At 60.9% G+C, this 16404-nt stretch carries 16 protein-coding genes and 5 tRNA genes; 8 read left to right on the top strand and 13 right to left on the bottom strand.

Annotated features, from left to right (window positions below; genetic code table 11):
- Positions 1 to 18: 18 nt before the first annotated feature.
- Positions 19 to 2169 (bottom strand): DUF1631 domain-containing protein, encoded by a 2151-nt coding sequence (locus AC07OJ_RS23390; protein ID WP_495095290.1) that lies wholly within the window; start codon positions 2167 to 2169, stop codon positions 19 to 21.
- A gap of 246 nt (positions 2170 to 2415) precedes the next feature.
- Between AC07OJ_RS23390 and nadC the strand changes: the two genes are divergently transcribed.
- On the top strand, positions 2416 to 3264 hold the full coding sequence (gene nadC / locus AC07OJ_RS23385) for a carboxylating nicotinate-nucleotide diphosphorylase (RefSeq protein ID WP_065900584.1): 849 nt from the start codon (positions 2416 to 2418) through the stop codon (positions 3262 to 3264).
- A 43-nt stretch (positions 3265 to 3307) separates the two neighbouring features.
- Here nadC and AC07OJ_RS23380 read toward each other — a convergent pair whose 3' ends face one another.
- The 4 genes from AC07OJ_RS23380 to AC07OJ_RS23365 form a co-directional block, all read right to left on the bottom strand.
- Positions 3308 to 3613, bottom strand: coding sequence for a DUF6388 family protein (locus AC07OJ_RS23380; protein WP_065900582.1), 306 nt, complete (start codon positions 3611 to 3613; stop codon positions 3308 to 3310).
- Between the two features lie 170 nt (positions 3614 to 3783).
- Positions 3784 to 3856, bottom strand: a tRNA-Thr gene (locus AC07OJ_RS23375).
- Between the two features lie 48 nt (positions 3857 to 3904).
- Positions 3905 to 5305, bottom strand: coding sequence for an O-antigen ligase family protein (locus AC07OJ_RS23370; protein WP_495095289.1), 1401 nt, complete (start codon positions 5303 to 5305; stop codon positions 3905 to 3907).
- 35 nt (positions 5306 to 5340) lie between these two features.
- Positions 5341 to 5754, bottom strand: coding sequence for a pilin (locus AC07OJ_RS23365; RefSeq protein WP_065900578.1), 414 nt, complete (start codon positions 5752 to 5754; stop codon positions 5341 to 5343).
- A 202-nt stretch (positions 5755 to 5956) separates the two neighbouring features.
- Between AC07OJ_RS23365 and AC07OJ_RS23360 the strand changes: the two genes are divergently transcribed.
- From AC07OJ_RS23360 to yacG, 4 genes are read left to right on the top strand one after another with little or no spacing between them, the layout of a single operon-like run.
- Positions 5957 to 7165, top strand: a complete 1209-nt coding sequence (locus AC07OJ_RS23360; protein ID WP_120447610.1) for a type II secretion system F family protein — start codon at positions 5957 to 5959, stop codon at positions 7163 to 7165.
- On the top strand, positions 7162 to 8028 hold the full coding sequence (locus tag AC07OJ_RS23355; protein WP_495095288.1) for a prepilin peptidase: 867 nt from the start codon (positions 7162 to 7164) through the stop codon (positions 8026 to 8028). The genes AC07OJ_RS23360 and AC07OJ_RS23355 overlap by 4 nt, the downstream gene beginning before the upstream one ends.
- Complete coding sequence (gene coaE, locus AC07OJ_RS23350) at positions 8025 to 8648, top strand: dephospho-CoA kinase (RefSeq protein WP_065900573.1); 624 nt, start codon at positions 8025 to 8027, stop codon at positions 8646 to 8648. Before AC07OJ_RS23355 ends, coaE begins: the two co-directional genes overlap by 4 nt.
- Positions 8645 to 8845, top strand: a complete 201-nt coding sequence (yacG, locus tag AC07OJ_RS23345; RefSeq protein WP_003188437.1) for a DNA gyrase inhibitor YacG — start codon at positions 8645 to 8647, stop codon at positions 8843 to 8845. Before coaE ends, yacG begins: the two co-directional genes overlap by 4 nt.
- Here yacG and AC07OJ_RS23340 read toward each other — a convergent pair.
- The 3 genes from AC07OJ_RS23340 to AC07OJ_RS23330 all read right to left on the bottom strand — a co-directional run bounded on the left by AC07OJ_RS23340 (position 8842) and on the right by AC07OJ_RS23330 (position 10275).
- Positions 8842 to 9057 carry a hypothetical protein gene (locus AC07OJ_RS23340; RefSeq protein WP_003171680.1) on the bottom strand — a complete coding sequence of 72 codons (216 nt, stop codon included), beginning with the start codon at positions 9055 to 9057 and terminating at the stop codon, positions 8842 to 8844. The two genes, yacG and AC07OJ_RS23340, sit on opposite strands and share 4 nt — an antisense overlap.
- A 64-nt stretch (positions 9058 to 9121) precedes the next feature.
- On the bottom strand, positions 9122 to 9811 hold the full coding sequence (locus AC07OJ_RS23335; RefSeq protein WP_495095287.1) for an energy-coupling factor ABC transporter permease: 690 nt from the start codon (positions 9809 to 9811) through the stop codon (positions 9122 to 9124).
- On the bottom strand, positions 9808 to 10275 hold the full coding sequence (locus AC07OJ_RS23330; protein WP_282396194.1) for an FAD/FMN-containing dehydrogenase: 468 nt from the start codon (positions 10273 to 10275) through the stop codon (positions 9808 to 9810). Before AC07OJ_RS23330 ends, AC07OJ_RS23335 begins: the two co-directional genes overlap by 4 nt.
- A 102-nt stretch (positions 10276 to 10377) precedes the next feature.
- Here AC07OJ_RS23330 and AC07OJ_RS23325 point away from each other — a divergent pair, with 102 nt between their 5' ends.
- From AC07OJ_RS23325 to AC07OJ_RS23315, 3 genes are all read left to right on the top strand, one after another.
- A complete protein-coding gene (locus AC07OJ_RS23325) occupies positions 10378 to 11007 on the top strand; it encodes a DUF1780 domain-containing protein (protein WP_010213242.1) in 630 nt (209 codons plus the stop codon).
- Positions 11008 to 11096: 89 nt separating this feature from the next.
- The gene (locus AC07OJ_RS23320) at positions 11097 to 11270 is read left to right on the top strand and encodes a DUF3094 family protein (RefSeq protein WP_048724181.1); all 174 of its coding nucleotides are present in this window, start codon (positions 11097 to 11099) and stop codon (positions 11268 to 11270) included.
- Between the two features lie 60 nt (positions 11271 to 11330).
- A complete protein-coding gene (locus AC07OJ_RS23315) occupies positions 11331 to 12629 on the top strand; it encodes an NAD(P)/FAD-dependent oxidoreductase (protein ID WP_495095286.1) in 1299 nt (432 codons plus the stop codon).
- Positions 12630 to 12954: 325 nt separating this feature from the next.
- Here the strand turns inward: AC07OJ_RS23315 and AC07OJ_RS23310 are convergent.
- The 5 genes from AC07OJ_RS23310 to clpB all read right to left on the bottom strand — a co-directional run bounded on the left by AC07OJ_RS23310 (position 12955) and on the right by clpB (position 16235).
- Positions 12955 to 13031 (bottom strand) — tRNA-Pro (locus AC07OJ_RS23310).
- A 94-nt stretch (positions 13032 to 13125) separates the two neighbouring features.
- Positions 13126 to 13201: transfer RNA gene (locus tag AC07OJ_RS23305), tRNA-Lys, on the bottom strand.
- A gap of 5 nt (positions 13202 to 13206) precedes the next feature.
- Positions 13207 to 13283 (bottom strand) — tRNA-Pro (locus tag AC07OJ_RS23300).
- Positions 13284 to 13292: 9 nt separating this feature from the next.
- Positions 13293 to 13368: transfer RNA gene (locus AC07OJ_RS23295), tRNA-Asn, on the bottom strand.
- Positions 13369 to 13670: 302 nt separating this feature from the next.
- Positions 13671 to 16235 (bottom strand): ATP-dependent chaperone ClpB, encoded by a 2565-nt coding sequence (clpB, locus tag AC07OJ_RS23290; protein WP_065900568.1) that lies wholly within the window; start codon positions 16233 to 16235, stop codon positions 13671 to 13673.
- Between the last annotated feature and the right edge of the window lie 169 nt (positions 16236 to 16404).

Genomic DNA, 16404 nt, shown 5'->3' with positions numbered 1-16404 from the left:
TCGCCCCTGTGGTTGCGATCACTTGCCGCGATTGAGTTGTCGCAGCTTGCCCACCACCGCCGCCAGCGCACGCTCGAATAAGGGCCCATCGTCGAGCCTATGCAGCGTGCCAGCCTTGAATGCCACCGCCAGTTGGCCGGCGCTTTGCTCCAGGACCTTGAGCCCCGTGCGACTGACAAAGATGTAGCGATTGGCCGGCGCCATGATCATCGTGAGCTTGCATCGCAGGCTGCTGGCAGTCTCGCGTTGGAACTCCACCCACTGCCCCATCCGCAACTGCCGAGCCTGGAGCAGCTCGGGATCGTTGTCCGGCAGCTCTTCATCCGCCTCATGCGGGACCGCCCCAAGTACAAAGGGCTCACTCACCTCGATCAGCTCATCGAGGTCGTCAGTCGCCTGCCTATGCAGGGCCTGCAGCCGCACAAAAAAATCACGCGTGCTGAATGGGTCGAACGCAGCGCTGGTCAATCCGTCACGCAACGCCTTGAGCAACCCCGGCAACTGTTCCAGCAAGTGGCGCCCGGCTTCGGTGTCTTGCTGCAGGCTGACACTCCAGATCAGTTCGTCGAGGGTGCGCAGCCCCGCTTGCCATTGCACCGACTGCTCACCGTGCTTGAGGCTGGCCAGCAACAGCACCTGGCTCCAGGCCTGCTGGAGGAACTGCACCACCGTGCGTGGCAGGACCTTACCCAGCAGCCGCCGGTTGAGCACATCGGCCACTCGCTGACGGGCCGCCTCGGTGCGTACGCGAGCTTCTTCGGCCTCGCGGGTGTGCTGTTCGAGCAATTCGCTGCGGTGCCGCTCATCGGCGGTGAACGCACTGAACTCGGTCAACAATCCGGAAAAAATCGCCGGGTCTTCGACATAGTCGTTGAGCAGGCGCTGCACCACTTGTTCGATACGCAGGTACAGGTGGTCGCGCTGATAGTCATCACACGGGCTCCAGCCCATGGCCGCCGCCGCGACTTCATTGAGCAGGCGCCGCGCGGGGTGGTTGGCGCGGGTGAAAAAGCTCTTGTCCAACACCGCGACTTTGAGCATCGGGATCTGCAATCGGCCGATCAAGGCCTTGAAGGCATCGGGCACCGTGCGGTCATTGAGGATGAACTCGAACAACAGCGCGACCAGGTTGATCACGTCCTCGTCTGCATCCTCCACCACCCGCGACTTGCCACTCTTGACGCTGACACGCGTGAGCAGTTGTTCCAGCTGGTTGCGCAGGTCGAAGTCGTCTTCAAGCTCCGGCTCCGGCACATACTGCTGCAAATGGGACAGCAGCCTGAGCAGGTCACGGGTGGCGATTGGCTGGGGCTCGGCGCTGGCTTCGAGGGTGGGGGCCACGCTGCCGCGCACGGCTTTGAGCAGCTCCTGCAGGACGGCGAACGCTTGCTGGCCGCTGTCATCGACAGGCTGCTCGGCGCCCGGCTGCGCATCCGGACTGGGTTGTTCACGGGCGGCACGCCCACCGGGGCGGCGCGAGGGGGCGGCCTTGAGTTCCGGCAACACCCCCGTCGCAACCAACAATTGGTTGGCTTCGCCGTACAACTGGTCGGCATCGCTGAGCACGTATTTTTCGAAGAGCTTGAGCATGATCAGCTTGACGCGAATTTCCACGCCGAGGCTGCGCCCCGCCCGCAGGAAAAACTCGCAGAGCAGCGCCGGACCGAGCGGGTTCTCCCGATCGTCCAGGCGATTGCCGAGCAATGCACTCAAACGGGCGGTCAGTTGCCCCAGCGCCAGGCCGTCGCGGTGATGCACCCGGCCCAGCATGGCCTCCAGCGCCACGGCTTTTTCCAGTTGATCCCTGGAGGTACCGGGTGCAGCGTCGTAGGACATCACCGGCACCCATTTCAACGCCCCCCGCCCCGCGTCGCCCAGGTTGGCAAAGGCTTCGAACAGGCGCTCCATGAACACGCGCTCGAAATTCTTGCGCTTGAGGCGCAGGTCGCGCATGGCTTCGAAGAAAATATGGTGATCGACGTTGTTACGGGCCTTGTCGGCCATTTCGAACAACGTGTCGTCGGCGTTATCGAACAGTTCCTGCAGCCCCTGCTGCAGCTGTTGCGCCGCCTTGTCGCGAACCTGCAGCAACACCACCGGCAACCGGGCGAGCGGAGATGGCGTGGCGTGTGCCTTGTTGATTGGCACCACCTTTCCGTCATTGTGCATCCTGGCCTCCTGAAACGGCGGTATTGAGTGGGGCAAAGACCGGCTACAGGCCCGCGTGGGCACACTGGATAGCCGGTGATTACCATGACGTCAAAGCTATGACGCCAATTGAAAGGCGCAAGATTATCTTGCAAATGAGGGGGGTTGCGCCAGCAAACTCTGCGACGGCGCGGTAAATGAGCAGCGAGTGTGGGTTCGGACGCGCACTGCCCCTATAATCGGGGCACTTTGTTTGTGGAGCCTGTTATGCCGAATCTCCGTCTTGCCGACCTCACCGCCGAAATCGAAGCCAACGTGCGCCGCGCACTGCTGGAAGACATCGGCAGCGGCGACATCACCGCACAGTTGATCCCGGCCGAACGGCTGGCCACGGCCGCCATCATTACCCGCGACAACGCAGTCATTTCCGGTACGGCCTGGGTCGATGCAGTGTTTCGCCAGTTGGACCCACGCGTCGCCGTGCATTGGCAGGTGGCCGACGGGGAGCGCGTCAGCCCCAACCAGGTGCTGTTCCGCCTTGAAGGACCGGCACGCTCGCTGCTCAGCGGCGAACGCTGTGCGCTGAATTTCCTGCAATTGCTCTCCGGGGTCGCTACCCGCGCGCAGTACCTGGCGGATTTTGTCGCGAGCACTCAGGTAAAGCTGTTGGACACCCGCAAAACCCTGCCGGGCCTGCGCCTGGCGCAGAAGTACGCGGTGACCTGCGGCGGCTGCCACAACCACCGTATCGGTTTGTACGACGCGTTCCTAATCAAGGAAAACCATATTGCCGCCTGTGGTGGCATCGCCCAAGCCATCACCGCCGCGCACAAGATCGCCCCCGGCAAACCGGTGGAAATCGAAGTGGAAAGCCTGCAGGAACTGCGCGAAGCGCTGGCGGCGGGCGCCGATATCATCATGCTCGATGAGCTGAGCCTGGAAGACATGCGTGAAGCCGTGCGCCTGAATGGCGGCAAGGCCAAGCTGGAGGCCAGCGGCGGGATCAATGAAAGCACGCTGCTGCCTATCGCCGAGACCGGGGTGGACTACATCTCCATCGGCGCGATGACCAAGGATGTAAAAGCGGTGGATCTGTCGATGCGTCTCAGCATCTGAGGAAAACCTGCAGGAGCCGGGTTGCCGGCTCCTGCAGGCTGATTCAAACGACCAGGCCGTTCATCTCGCAATATTCTTCCCAGTCGACGCCCAGTACCTCGGACGCCTCCTTGTGCAAGGCGAGCCTGGCGGCTTCGAATTCTTCCGGTGTCGACGTGTAATAGAGGGTCAGCTCCCAGGGCTGGTAGCCCCGGCTCTCGGCCTCGTCCTCGAATGCCCACTGAATCTGGTCGCGCTGATCATCGGCGCTCAGGTCCTTGATCTCTTCTTTAAGCTGCGGCGATTCCTCGAGGTATTTTTCGAGGGCTGCTTGATGCCGAACTTCCTGGGTCATTTCAGTTGTGGTCATGTTGTTCTCTTAGATCGAGGAATGGGGATGCATCTGGGTCATCAAGGTTGCGCAGATACAAAAGAGCGGGCGCAAATGCCAGCTCGTCTGGCCTTCAGAACCATTCTGGGATCATCTGAAAACAGTGTTGCCTTTGAGACAGTGTTGCCTTTGAAGCAGTAGTGCCCTTTTGCCCGAGACAGGAATCGAACCTGCGACCTTCGCGTTACGAGTGCGCTGCTCTACCGGCTGAGCTACACGGGCGGTGGGCTAAAGCTAGCACCGCATCGGGCGTCCGGCAACTTGCGGCCCTCAACGGGCAATCACGCCCTGGGTCCAGAAGCGGGGTCGCAGCAAATTGTCATGGCTGTCCAGGTACTGCCGCTGGGCTTGGGTGATGTGCGGGATGTCGCGCGCTGCGATGAAGATCAACAGACCAACGGCCAATACACTCAGGGCTTTCCATGCCCCCCGCAACCATGGCATCGCTGCGAAGGCCGGCAACCGCCACTCATGCAGTGCCAGCAGCCAGCCCACGACCAGCGCCAGCCACACCTGGGAGACAGGCATCACAATCACGCCGTCGACCATGGACTGCACCAACGCGCCAACCAATGCCGCAAACAGGCATAGCCTCAGCAGGTCCGCACGTTCGGCGGACAGCGCGCGCTCACGCAGCACAGCCAACGTGGCCCAGCCACCTCGCCACGCCAAGGCCGCAACGCACACGGCGGATGGCACTCCCCATTCACTGGCCCATTGCAGGATAGCCTGGTGGGGGTGAGCGGCAATCTTGTTGGCAATATCGGCAAAATGCATCGGCCCGAAGCCCAGCCAGGGCCGCTCGACGAGCATATGCCACGCCTGCCACCAGATCGGACCACGCCCCGACAGCGTGGTGGTAAGGCGATCACGTGCAGCATTGGCAATCTCGATCCCCAGGTAATCCGCCAACACCGTGAACAGCAGCCAGTACAGCAATAAGCCGCATGACACTGCGGCCAATTGCCAGCCGAGCCAGCGTCGCCCCCACGGCCCCAACATCGCCAGCGCCGCCCCGGCCACGCCGAGGCCAAGCCATGTACCGCGCGTGCCGCCGCTGATCGCGATCAACCACCAGACACACAGCAACGCAAATACCAGGCCTCGCTGGGTTCGAGAGGCCTTGGGCAGTAACAGGGGGAGCGCCAGCAGCGGCAAGGTAAAGGTCTGGAACTGGCCGTAAAAGCGCTTGTTGGAAAAGCTCGACAGCAACAGGTCAGGGTCCAGCGTCAGCGCACCACTGCTGAAGGCCACCGCGCCGGCGTACAGGTATTGGATGGATTTGATCAGGCACAGCAACACCACGACCATGACCAGCAAACGGTCCAGAGGCTCACCTTCGCGGCGACGCAGCACGGCAAACGCCACGGTGATCGCCGCGCAACCGACAAACAACGCCACTTCGGTAAACGCCCAGAGCGGCTGTCGGGCCAGCGCCGAGGACACCAGCCCCAGCACGATGATCAGCGCGAGCCCGAGGGCCGTGAACCGATCCACCAACCGCTCCTGCGAAGTCACCGACAGCCCATACAGCACCGCGCAGACGGCGATGGCAATCTGCAATGTCCGCTGTAGATCATGCCCACTGAAGGGCACGCATATCCCCACAACCAGCAAACACACCGTCACTACCAGGAAAATACTGCCGCGCTGCTGTACAGATAACGACATCGGCCACCTCTACGTCCATGTGGATGGTTTAGCAGTCAGGCACCGTCGGCGCCGCAACCTTTGGCTGCATATTTGGCATCGGCGGTCGTACTGCACTTCCAGCCCGTGGTGGCATTGCGCGTGAGGTTGATGCTCTTGCCCAGCACCGGTGCCGGTGCGTCGAGTATTTCGCAACTGATGGAACCGGCCCCCGTGGCAACGTCGCCGGAGACGTCGATCTTGCAGTTGGCCGTGGGGCTGGTGCCGCCGATCAATGCCAGGGTGGGCACGGTCCCTTGATTGAGGGTGTCTTCGTACCCGGCTTTCAACGCCGTGATTTCAGCCAGGCCGGCAGTGAATTTAGCCTTGGCCTGGTGGGTGGTGTACATCGGCAGGCCGATGGTGGCCAAAATGCCGATGATTGCCACGACGATCAGTAACTCGATCAGGGTAAAACCTTTCTGACGCATCACATTCACTCTCCAGAATAAAACTCATGACAAGGCGCGTCCTGCGCCCCGTATTTTGCAGCGGCGCCAGTGTACTCATCTGCAAGCGGTCAATCGCGCACAAGACGCACATTCTGACATTTTATCGGTGGTTCCCCGCCAGCCCGAATCCGTCACCTGACTAAGCTATAAATCTTCGACGACTTGTGTGCGGAACCGTGACATGAACAACGCCTCGACGATTTACGCCTGGGAAGGCATCAACCGCAAAGGACGCAAGGTCTGCGGGCATGCCACGGCGCACAACCCGGCCCTGGTAAAGGCGCAGCTGCGCCAGCAAGGCATCAGCCCCGGTCGCGTGCGCGAACGATCGCATTGGCTGCCGAGCTTCACCCCGCCCGTCAAACCGGCGGACATCACCTTGTTCACGCGCCAACTGGCCACGCTGCTCAAAGCCGGGATCGCACTGCTGCAGGCCTTCGACATCATCAGCGAAGGCTTCGACAACCCCTCGGTGCGCGAGCGGGTGCAGCGCCTGAAGCAGGAGGTCGCCGCCGGTACCAACTTGAGTGAAGCGTTGCGCAAACAACCGCGCTATTTCGATGAGCTGTACTGCAACCTGGTGGCTGCCGGTGAACAAGCGGGGGCACTTGAGACCTTGCTGGAGCGCGTGGCGGTCCACCGGGAAAAGAGCGAACGGCTCAAAGCCAGAATCAAAAAGGCCATGACCTATCCGATCGCAGTGCTGGTGGTCGCGAGCGTCGTCACCGGCGTGCTGTTGATCCACGTGGTGCCGCAATTCCAGACGTTGTTTGCCGGGGTCGACGGCAAGCTGCCGGATTTCACTCTCCACGTGATCGCACTGTCCGAATTCATGCAACGCGCCTGGTGGATCGTGGCGCTGGGCCTGGGGTCTGCCGCCATGGGGTTGCGTCACGCCTATCGCGCTTCTGTAGAGGTTCGTCGCTGGCTGGACGCCGGTTTGTTGAAAACGCCCCTGGCAGGCAAACTGCTGCAGAAATCGGCAGTAGCCCGCTTCGCCCGTACGCTCTCCACGACGTTTGCTGCCGGCGTTCCGCTGGTGCAGGCGCTGGGGTCGGTGGCCGGCGCTGCTGGTTCAGAACCGTTCAAACAGGCAATCGAGCTTATGCGACACGATGTATCCACCGGTATGCAATTGAATCAATCCATGGCCGCCAGCGGGCTGTTTCCCGGCATGGCGATCCAGATGACGGCGATCGGCGAAGAGTCGGGCACCCTGGACCGCATGCTGGAAAAAGTCGCCAGTCATTACGAGGCCGCAGTGGACGATCAGGTCGATAACCTCACGAGTTTGATGGAACCGCTGATCATGGTGGTATTGGGCGGGATTGTCGGGGCACTGGTCGTCGCCATGTACCTGCCGGTTTTCCAATTGGGGAGCGCATTTTGAGCCTGCTGCTGAGCGAGCACGCCTGGCTTTTTGTGTCGATGGCCTTGGTGCTGGGGGTGATCGTCGGCAGTTTTCTCAACGTACTGGTGTGGCGCCTGCCAAAAATGCTCGAACGGGAATGGCGAGCCCAGGCCCATGAAGTGCTCGGTTTGCCCGCCGAACCTGCAGGGCCGACCTACAACCTGATGCTGCCCCACTCATGCTGCCCCCACTGCAATCACCCGATCCGCCCTTGGGAAAACATTCCCCTGCTCAGTTATCTGTTGCTCAAGGGCCGCTGCGCTCACTGCCGGGGAGCGATCAGTGCGCGCTACCCACTCACCGAACTGGCGAGCGGGTTGCTCTGCGCGCTGGTGGCCTGGCATTTCGGTTTCGGTTGGCAAGCCGCAGCGCTGATGCTGTTGAGCTGTGGGTTATTGGCGATGAGCTTGATCGATGCCGACCACCAACTGCTGCCGGATGTGCTGGTATTGCCGCTGCTGTGGCTGGGGCTGATCGTCAATAGCTTCGGGCTGTTCACCACGTTGCCCGATGCCCTGTGGGGCGCCGTGATCGGCTACCTGAGCCTGTGGAGCGTGTTCCGGCTGTTCAAGCTGGCCACCGGCAAGGACGGCATGGGCCACGGCGACTTCAAGTTGCTCGCCCTGCTCGGGGCCTGGGGCGGCTGGCAGATCCTGCCCATGACACTGCTGATGTCATCGCTGGTGGGGGTATTTTGTGGATTGATCCTGATGCGAATGCGCAAGGCCCAGGCGTCGACACCCATGCCATTTGGTCCGTATCTGGCGATTGCCGGCTGGATTGCATTGCTCTGGGGTGGTCAAATAACCGACTTCTATTTGCAGTCTGTCGGTTTCAGATGACCAATTCTGTTGCAACACCCTGGATTCTTGGCCTGACTGGCGGTATCGGCAGTGGCAAGAGCGCAGCTGCCCAGCACTTTGTCGACCTGGGCATCGACCTGGTGGACGCCGATCACGCCGCGCGCTGGGTGGTCGAACCTGGGCGGCCGGCACTGGCATGCATCGCCGAGCATTTTGGCGACGGCGTGCTGCAACCTGACGGCCAACTGGATCGCGCCGCACTGCGCAAGCTGATCTTTGAAGTACCTGAAGAGCGACGCTGGCTCGAAGCCTTGCTGCATCCGCTGATTGGCGAAGAGATTCGCAGCCACCTGGCGCGCGCGCAGTCACCTTACGCGATTCTGGTGTCGCCGCTGCTGATCGAATCCGGCCAGTACAGCATGACCCAGCGCATCCTGGTGATCGACGTGCCGCAATCGCTGCAGATTCAGCGTACCCTGCAGCGCGATGGCATCAGCGAACAGCAGGTGCAGGCGATCCTCAAGGCCCAGTCCAGCCGCGAAGACCGCCTGAACCATGCCGATGACGTACTGGTCAATGACCAGGACCTGGCCTGGCTGCACAGCGAGGTCGAGCGACTGCACCACTTTTACCTTACTTTGCGTGGAGGCCGATCATGAGCCAACCCTTGACCGTCGATTGCCCAACCTGCGGCGCCCCCGTGGAATGGAAAGCGACCAACCTCAACCGGCCGTTCTGCTCGGACCGTTGCAAACTCATCGACCTCGGCGCGTGGGCCGCTGAGGAACACAAGATCCCGGTGGCTCCGGATGCTGAAGACGAGCTGTTCTCCGAGGACCTGCCGCCGCGCCATTAAGGGCGCATAAAGGCATATTCCTGCTGGTCGTCGAGATTCTCTGCAAGATATTGCAACTCATCGGCCAGGTCTTCGAAACTGCGCACCCCCTTGCTCTGCTGCACCACCGCGCTGAGCATGGCGCGCAGGGTCAAGCCCGGATCGAAACCGATTTCCTGTGCCGCGTCCTGGCTTCTGCGCAACTCCTGCCGTGCCCATTCGTACACACTCATGTCCGTGCTCCTGGAAAATTTTGCAGAGCATGGGCCTGCGCGACCCCGCGGGATTTGATCTGGATCAACGCCGCGAATCGTCATCCTTCCAGGGCGCCGACAGGTAGCGCGTGCGATTGAACGTCTCCAACCACTCCGGGCAAAACACCACCAGGGCGCTGATGACCATGCCGTTGATAAAGGCCTCGGGGAAGATGATCAGCCACAGGTAGCCGATGAAATCTTCCAGCCATTCCGGCATGGCAAAACGCTCGTCCAACCACAGCAGGCCCAATGCGGCCAGCAGGCAGAGCAACGCCGACAACGCCGCAGCGAAGAAACCGGAACAGAAGATGTACACGAAGGGATTGCGCGGTTGCGCCCGCTCCACCAGCAGTGCGCAGCCTTCAGTGACCAGCACTGGCAACACAATCAGCAGCATGCCGTTGACGCCGAGGGCTGCGAGATCCTGGCGCCCCAGTGCCATCAGGCCCAGCTGGGCGGCAAACCCACCGACAATGGCTAACGGCCAATCCAGCAACAGGGTCACGGCAGTCATGCCGATAAAGTGGTAGGAAACCCCGGTATCGAAATCACGCCGTACCAGCCACAGCATGAACAGCGCGAATACCGTGCCGAACAGCAAATGCTGGCGCCGCCGGTCGGCAAACAACTCGACCCACGGCGCGCGCAGGATCGCCCACAGCAACACCGGCGCGTACAACAACCAACCGATGCCGAGCGTCGTCGGTGCCAGCACGGCGGCGCTGATCACGGCTTCACCTGCTCCAGGGCCTGGCGCAGTTCGGTGGCGGAGGCGTATTCGCGTTGCTCAATCAATTGGCCTTTATCCAACTGCAGCCACAGCACTTTATCCACGGCGCCCGGGTAGCGCGGGGTGATGCGCGCCTCCCGATCGAGCATGACCCGGTAGTTGTAGGCCTGCATGGCGGGTACCGCGAATAGCTTGGCGATCAGCCGGGGCATGCGCTGTATGTCCGCGACAAACACCGCATGCCGTGCTTCCAGGTAACCTTTGGGCTGGCCTTGCAGCGCTGCGTCCACCTGCTTGGCGGCGTCCATGCTGCGCGCGACCAGCAGAATCTGCGCCTGATCATTCAGGGTGTAGGCCTGGTCAAATTGATCCAGCAGGGTCCACGGCGCCAGGCGCTCTCCCACCTCGACGGCCTGGGCGCACAAGGGCAGCAGGCCAAGCAACAGCAGCAGAAAAAACTTCACAGCGGACTCCTCATCCTCGGCACAGCGGTCGAGTAGCCAGTCTACACCGACCTTTTGCAGTGGGACTTCCTGCGGTCATCATTTGGACGCTAAGCTGCAAGCATGGATGACTCAGATTATTTGCGCCTGCTTACCGTAGCGGCCGAACAAGCCAATGCTTTCCTGTCCAATGCCCGCAAATGGGAGCGTGAGCGTTGGGTCTGCCAGCGCCTGTTGCAAGGCTTGAATGTGCCTTATCGGGCCGAGGAGTTTCACGCCGCCGGGCAGGAACCGCCGGACGTGCTGTTTCGCGATGCCAGTTTCGAAGTGTTTTTCGTATTGGATGAGGGACGGCGCCTGAACGACGAATGGCGCGACGAATTGCTGCGCCGGCGCAGTGCGTTTTCCCTCAGCCAACTGGTGCGGCGCGAAGCCAAGCCTCGGCGCATTCCCGCCCACGAATTCCTGCTGCGCCTGGCGCCGACCCTGCGCAAGAAGGCCCATAACTACAAGGAACGCGGGATGGACCTGGGCGAGTTGGACATCGTTGCCTTCACCAGCCTCAAGCGCGAAGTGCTGGACCTCAACAGCCACTTCCCGCCGCCTACCGAATACCTGCGCCAGGGCTGGCGCTCGCTGTCGCTGGTTGGGCCGACATTTGCGCGGGTATTGTTCGCGCATCCGGATGCACCGGATTTCTTGCGCAACAACCTGGGGCGCAGCATAGTGTTCGACGTGGGCATCAGCCTGTGAAGCGGGCACAGGCTACGCTTGTGGCGAGACCGCCCACTTCCCGACTGTAACGTGGCGCCCTTTTGCAACGTCTACCTGACGAGGCCTTTATGACCAGCCGCCTGAACCCCGATGACCAACAGCATGTCGAAGAGTACCTGCAACTCTCCCAGAACCAAGTCGAGCGCAAGCCTTTCCGGCCGTGGCTGCTCCTTGGTGTGGTGCTGGTGGTGGTGATCGGGCTCGGGTTGCTGAGCCGCCTTTTGAGTTACCTGACGCTATGAGCTGCCTGGCGCTCGCGGGGGTAACTGCTCCGATTTCTTTTAGCCTTGCGAGATATCCCCATGACCCATCGTATTATTATCGTCGGCGGCGGCGCCGGCGGCCTGGAGTTGGCTACCCGCCTGGGTAAGACTCTGGGCAAGCGCGGCACCGCCAGCATCACGCTGGTAGACGCCAACCTGACCCATATCTGGAAGCCGTTGCTGCACGAAGTGGCTGCCGGCTCGCTGAACTCTTCGGAAGACGAACTCAATTACGTCGCCCAGGCCAAATGGAACCACTTCGAGTTCCAACTGGGGCGCATGAGCGGACTCGACCGTGAGCAGAGAAAAATCCAGCTGGCCGCCACCCTCGATGAAGAGGGCCGTGAGCTGGTGCCCGCGCGCGTGCTGGGCTATGACAGCCTGGTGATTGCGGTCGGTAGCACCACCAACGATTTCGGTACCGAAGGCGCCGCACAGCACTGTCTGTTCCTCGACACCCGCAAGCAGGCCGAGCGCTTCCATCAGCAATTGCTCAACCACTACCTGCGCGCCCACGCCGGGCAGACCGATACCATTGAACAGATCAGCGTCGCCATCGTCGGCGCCGGTGCCACCGGCGTGGAACTGGCTGCCGAGCTGCATAACGCCGCCCATGAGCTGGCGGCCTATGGCCTGGACCGGATCAAACCGGAAAACATGCACATCACCCTTATCGAAGCCGGCCCACGGGTATTGCCCGCGCTGCCGGAGCGCATTGGCGGGCCTGTGCATAAAACCCTGGAGAAACTTGGGGTGACCGTGCTGACCAACTCGGCGGTCAGCGAAGTGACGGCCGACGCGCTGATCACCAGCAACGGCCAGGTGATTCCTGCCAGCCTCAAGGTGTGGGCAGCCGGTATTCGCGCGCCTGGCTTCCTCAAGGATATCGATGGCCTGGAAACCAACCGCATTAATCAGCTGCAAGTGCTGCCGACGCTGCAGACCACCCGCGACGAAAATATCTTCGCCTTTGGCGATTGCGCCGCCTGCCCGCAACCGGGCACTGACCGTAATGTACCGCCACGCGCCCAGGCGGCTCACCAGCAGGCCTCGTTGCTGGCCAAGTCGCTGAAGCTGCGGATCGAGGGCAAGGACCTGCCGTCCTACAAGTACACCGACTACGGCTCGCTGATCTCGCTGTCGAGGTTCTCGGCGGTAGGTAACCTGATGGGCAACCTCACCGGCAGCGTGATGCTCGAAGGCTGGCTGGCGCGGATGTTCTATGTGTCGCTGTACCGCATGCACCAGATGGCGCTGTATGGCTTCTTCCGCACGGCGATGCTGATGCTCGGCAGCAAGATCGGACGCGGGACCGAGCCGCGCCTCAAGCTGCACTGATACCTCGCAACCCTGTGGGCGCTGGCTTGCTGGCGATGGCGGTGGGTCAGCCGACTAAGCCGTCGCTGGTACAACGCTTTCGCGGGCAAGCCCGCTCCCACAGGGAATTGCGCTGGCTGCCACCTTGTAGGCGCTGGCTTGCTGGCGATGGTGGTGGGTCAGCCGACGAAAGTGTCGCTGGTACAACGCTTTCGCGGGCAAGCCCGCTCCCACAGGGGAGTTGAGCTGGCTGCCAGTTCCCACATTGGAATTGTGCTGGCGCCTACAGAGGTTGAATTTCGGGCAAAAAAAATCCCCGTATCTTTCGATACGGGGATTTTTAATATGGTCGGGGTAAGGGGATTCGAACTCCTGACATCCTGCTCCCAAAGCAGGCGCGCTACCGGACTGCGCTATACCCCGGTAAAAAAAAGGCGACCTTTCAGTCGCCTTCTTCGATCAGCGCTTTTGGCCTCTGATCTTAAGATTCGATTCCAGTGTTAACTGGTCTCAAAAATGGTGGGTCGTGTGGGATTCGAACCTACGACCAATTGGTTAAAAGCCAACTGCTCTACCAACTGAGCTAACGACCCAAATATGGTCGGGGTAGGGGGATTCGAACTCCCGACATCCTGCTCCCAAAGCAGGCGCGCTACCGGACTGCGCTATACCCCGGTTTGAAATTGGCTCCGTGACCAGGACTCGAACCTGGGACCCAATGATTAACAGTCATTTGCTCTACCGACTGAGCTATCACGGAACTACATATTTCAAAGTACAACTTTTGCTGCGGTGTAACCTTCTCTTCGACCCGTCCGTATCGCTACGTTCATGTCTCTGAGGCGCGCTATTCTACAATCTTAAAAACCCCTGTCAACCCTTTAAATTGCTTTTAAGACAATGATTTGCGCTTCTTTCTGATTTCTTCTTGGGGAGAAGAAACCCGTGGGCTGACGTTGCTGCGGGGCGCACTTTACAAGCCTTTGCCTTACAGTTCAACGCCCTATCGAAAAAAAAGGCCCCGCAATGCGGGGCCTCCTCTTATCGCCATACAGGCCGGGCTCAGTGGAAGACGATTTCGTCGTTTTCCACCGTCGCCGTGACGCTGGTGCCTGGCATGAAGCTGCCCGACAGGATCAACTGCGCCAGCGGGTTTTCGATCCAGCGCTGGATCGCACGCTTCAACGGCCGTGCGCCATACACCGGGTCGTAACCGACCGCGATCAGTTTGTCCAACGCCTCGCGACTCAGCTCCAGCGACAGCTCGCGCTCGGCCAGGCGGCCACGCAGGCGACCCAACTGGATCTCGGTAATGCCCGCGATCTGATCCCGCGCCAAAGGCTCGAAGATCACCACTTCATCGACCCGGTTGATAAATTCCGGACGGAAGTGCGTGGTCAGTGCGTCCATCACCGCAGCACGCTGCGCTTCGCGATCCCCCACCAACTCCTGGATCTGCGCCGAGCCCAGGTTGGAGGTCATCACGATCACCGTGTTGCGGAAATCCACGGTACGCCCGTGACTGTCCGTCAGACGGCCATCTTCGAGCACCTGCAGCAGGATGTTGAACACATCCGGGTGGGCCTTCTCGACCTCATCCAGCAGGATCACCGAGTAAGGCTTGCGCCGCACGGCTTCGGTCAGGTAACCGCCCTCCTCGTAGCCCACATAGCCTGGTGGCGCACCGATCAAGCGGGCCACCGAATGTTTCTCCATGAATTCGGACATATCGATCCGCACCATGGCCTCTTCGGTATCAAAGAGGAACTCGGCCAAGGCCTTGCACAGCTCGGTCTTGCCCACGCCGGTCGGGCCGAGGAACATGAACGAGCCGCTTGGGCGGTTCGGGTCGGACAAGCCGGCCCGGGAACGCCGCACAGCGTTGGACACCGCGACCACCGCCTCTTCCTGGCCGATGACGCGTTGGTGCAACAGGTGCTCCATCTTCAGCAACTTGTCGCGCTCGCCTTCGAGCATCTTCGACACCGGGATGCCGGTCCACTTGGAGACAACCTCGGCGATTTCCTCCTCGGTCACCTTGCTGCGCAGCAGCTGGTTCTCGCTGTGGCCATGCTGGTCGACCATCTGCAGACTGCGTTCCAGGTCCGGGATTACCCCGTACTGCAACTCGGCCATGCGGTTCAGGTCGCCTTTACGGCGCGCCGCTTCCAACTCCTGGCGCGACTGCTCGATCTTTTGCTGGATCTGGGCGGAGCCCTGTACTTCGGCCTTTTCCGAGGTCCAGATTTCTTCGAGATCCGAATATTCGCGCTCGAGGCGGACGATTTCTTCCTGGAGTTTTTCCAGGCGTTTCTTCGCCGCATCGTCCTCTTCTTTCTTCAGGGCCTGGGATTCGACTTTCAGTTGAATCAGGCGCCGATCCAGACGGTCGAGCACTTCCGGCTTGGAGTCGATCTCCATGCGGATGCGGCTGGCCGCTTCGTCGATCAGGTCGATGGCCTTGTCCGGCAACTGCCGGTCAGTGATATAGCGATGGCTCAATTTGGCCGCCGCAATGATCGCGCCGTCGGTAATCGCCACCTTATGGTGGACCTCATAGCGTTCTTTCAGGCCACGCAGGATCGCGATGGTGTCTTCCTCGCTCGGTTCTTCCACCAGCACTTTCTGGAAACGCCGCTCCAGGGCTGCGTCTTTCTCGATGTACTGGCGGTACTCGTTGAGCGTCGTGGCACCCACGCAATGCAACTCACCCCGCGCCAATGCGGGCTTGAGCATGTTGCCTGCGTCCATCGAGCCTTCGCCTTTACCGGCACCGACCATGGTGTGCAGTTCGTCGATAAACAGAATGATCTGCCCTTCCTGCTTCGACAGCTCGTTCAACAGGGATTTGAGGCGCTCTTCGAATTCACCACGGAACTTGGCACCGGCGATCAGCGAACCCATGTCCAGGGACAACAGGCGCTTGCCTTTGAGACCGTCCGGCACTTCACCATTGATGATGCGCTGGGCCAGGCCTTCGGCAATCGCGGTCTTACCCACGCCAGGCTCGCCGATCAGCACCGGGTTGTTCTTGGTGCGACGCTGCAGGACCTGGATGGTGCGACGAATCTCATCGTCACGGCCGATCACCGGATCCAGCTTGCCTTCTTCGGCGCGCTTGGTCAGGTCGACGGTGTACTTGTCCAGGGCCTGGCGCGACTCCTCATGGTTGGGGTCGTTGACCGCCTCGCCGCCGCGCAGGTTGTTGATGGCGTTTTCCAGGGCTTTCTTGCTCACGCCCTGGCCCAGCAACAATTTGCCAAGCTTGCTGTTGTCGTCCATGGCGGCGAGCAGCACCAGCTCGCTGGAAATGAACTGGTCACCTTTCTGCTGGGCCAGGCGATCGGCCTGGTTGAGCAGACGTGCCAGGTCCTGCGACATGTTCACGTCGCCGGTAGGGTTTTGGATTTTCGGCAGTTGGTCGAGCTCTTTGCTCAACTCCTTGCGCAGGCTGTTGACGTCAAAGCCCACCTGCATCAGCAAGGGCTTGATAGAACCACCTTGCTGATCCAGAAGCGCCTGCATCAAGTGCGCAGGCTCGATGGCCGGGTGGTCGAGGCCCACCGCCAACGATTGAGAGTCCGATAAGGCCAACTGCAATTTGCTGGTTAAACGATCTATACGCATTAGTCACCTTCCTTTTGAGCAGGCCGGAGCTATGTGCGAGCGAGCTTGCTCGCGATAAACACATCCTGAATGAAGAAACCTGCCAGATACCCCTATAGATGGGGTGGATTCTGGAAGATTCAAGCGACCGACGGTTGATATGGATCAGCGTTGACCCAGATCAACGGAG

It is taken from the genome of Pseudomonas sp. GW821-FHT09C08, from assembly GCF_059418125.1.
This window is presented reverse-complemented; position numbering and strand designations above follow the sequence as displayed.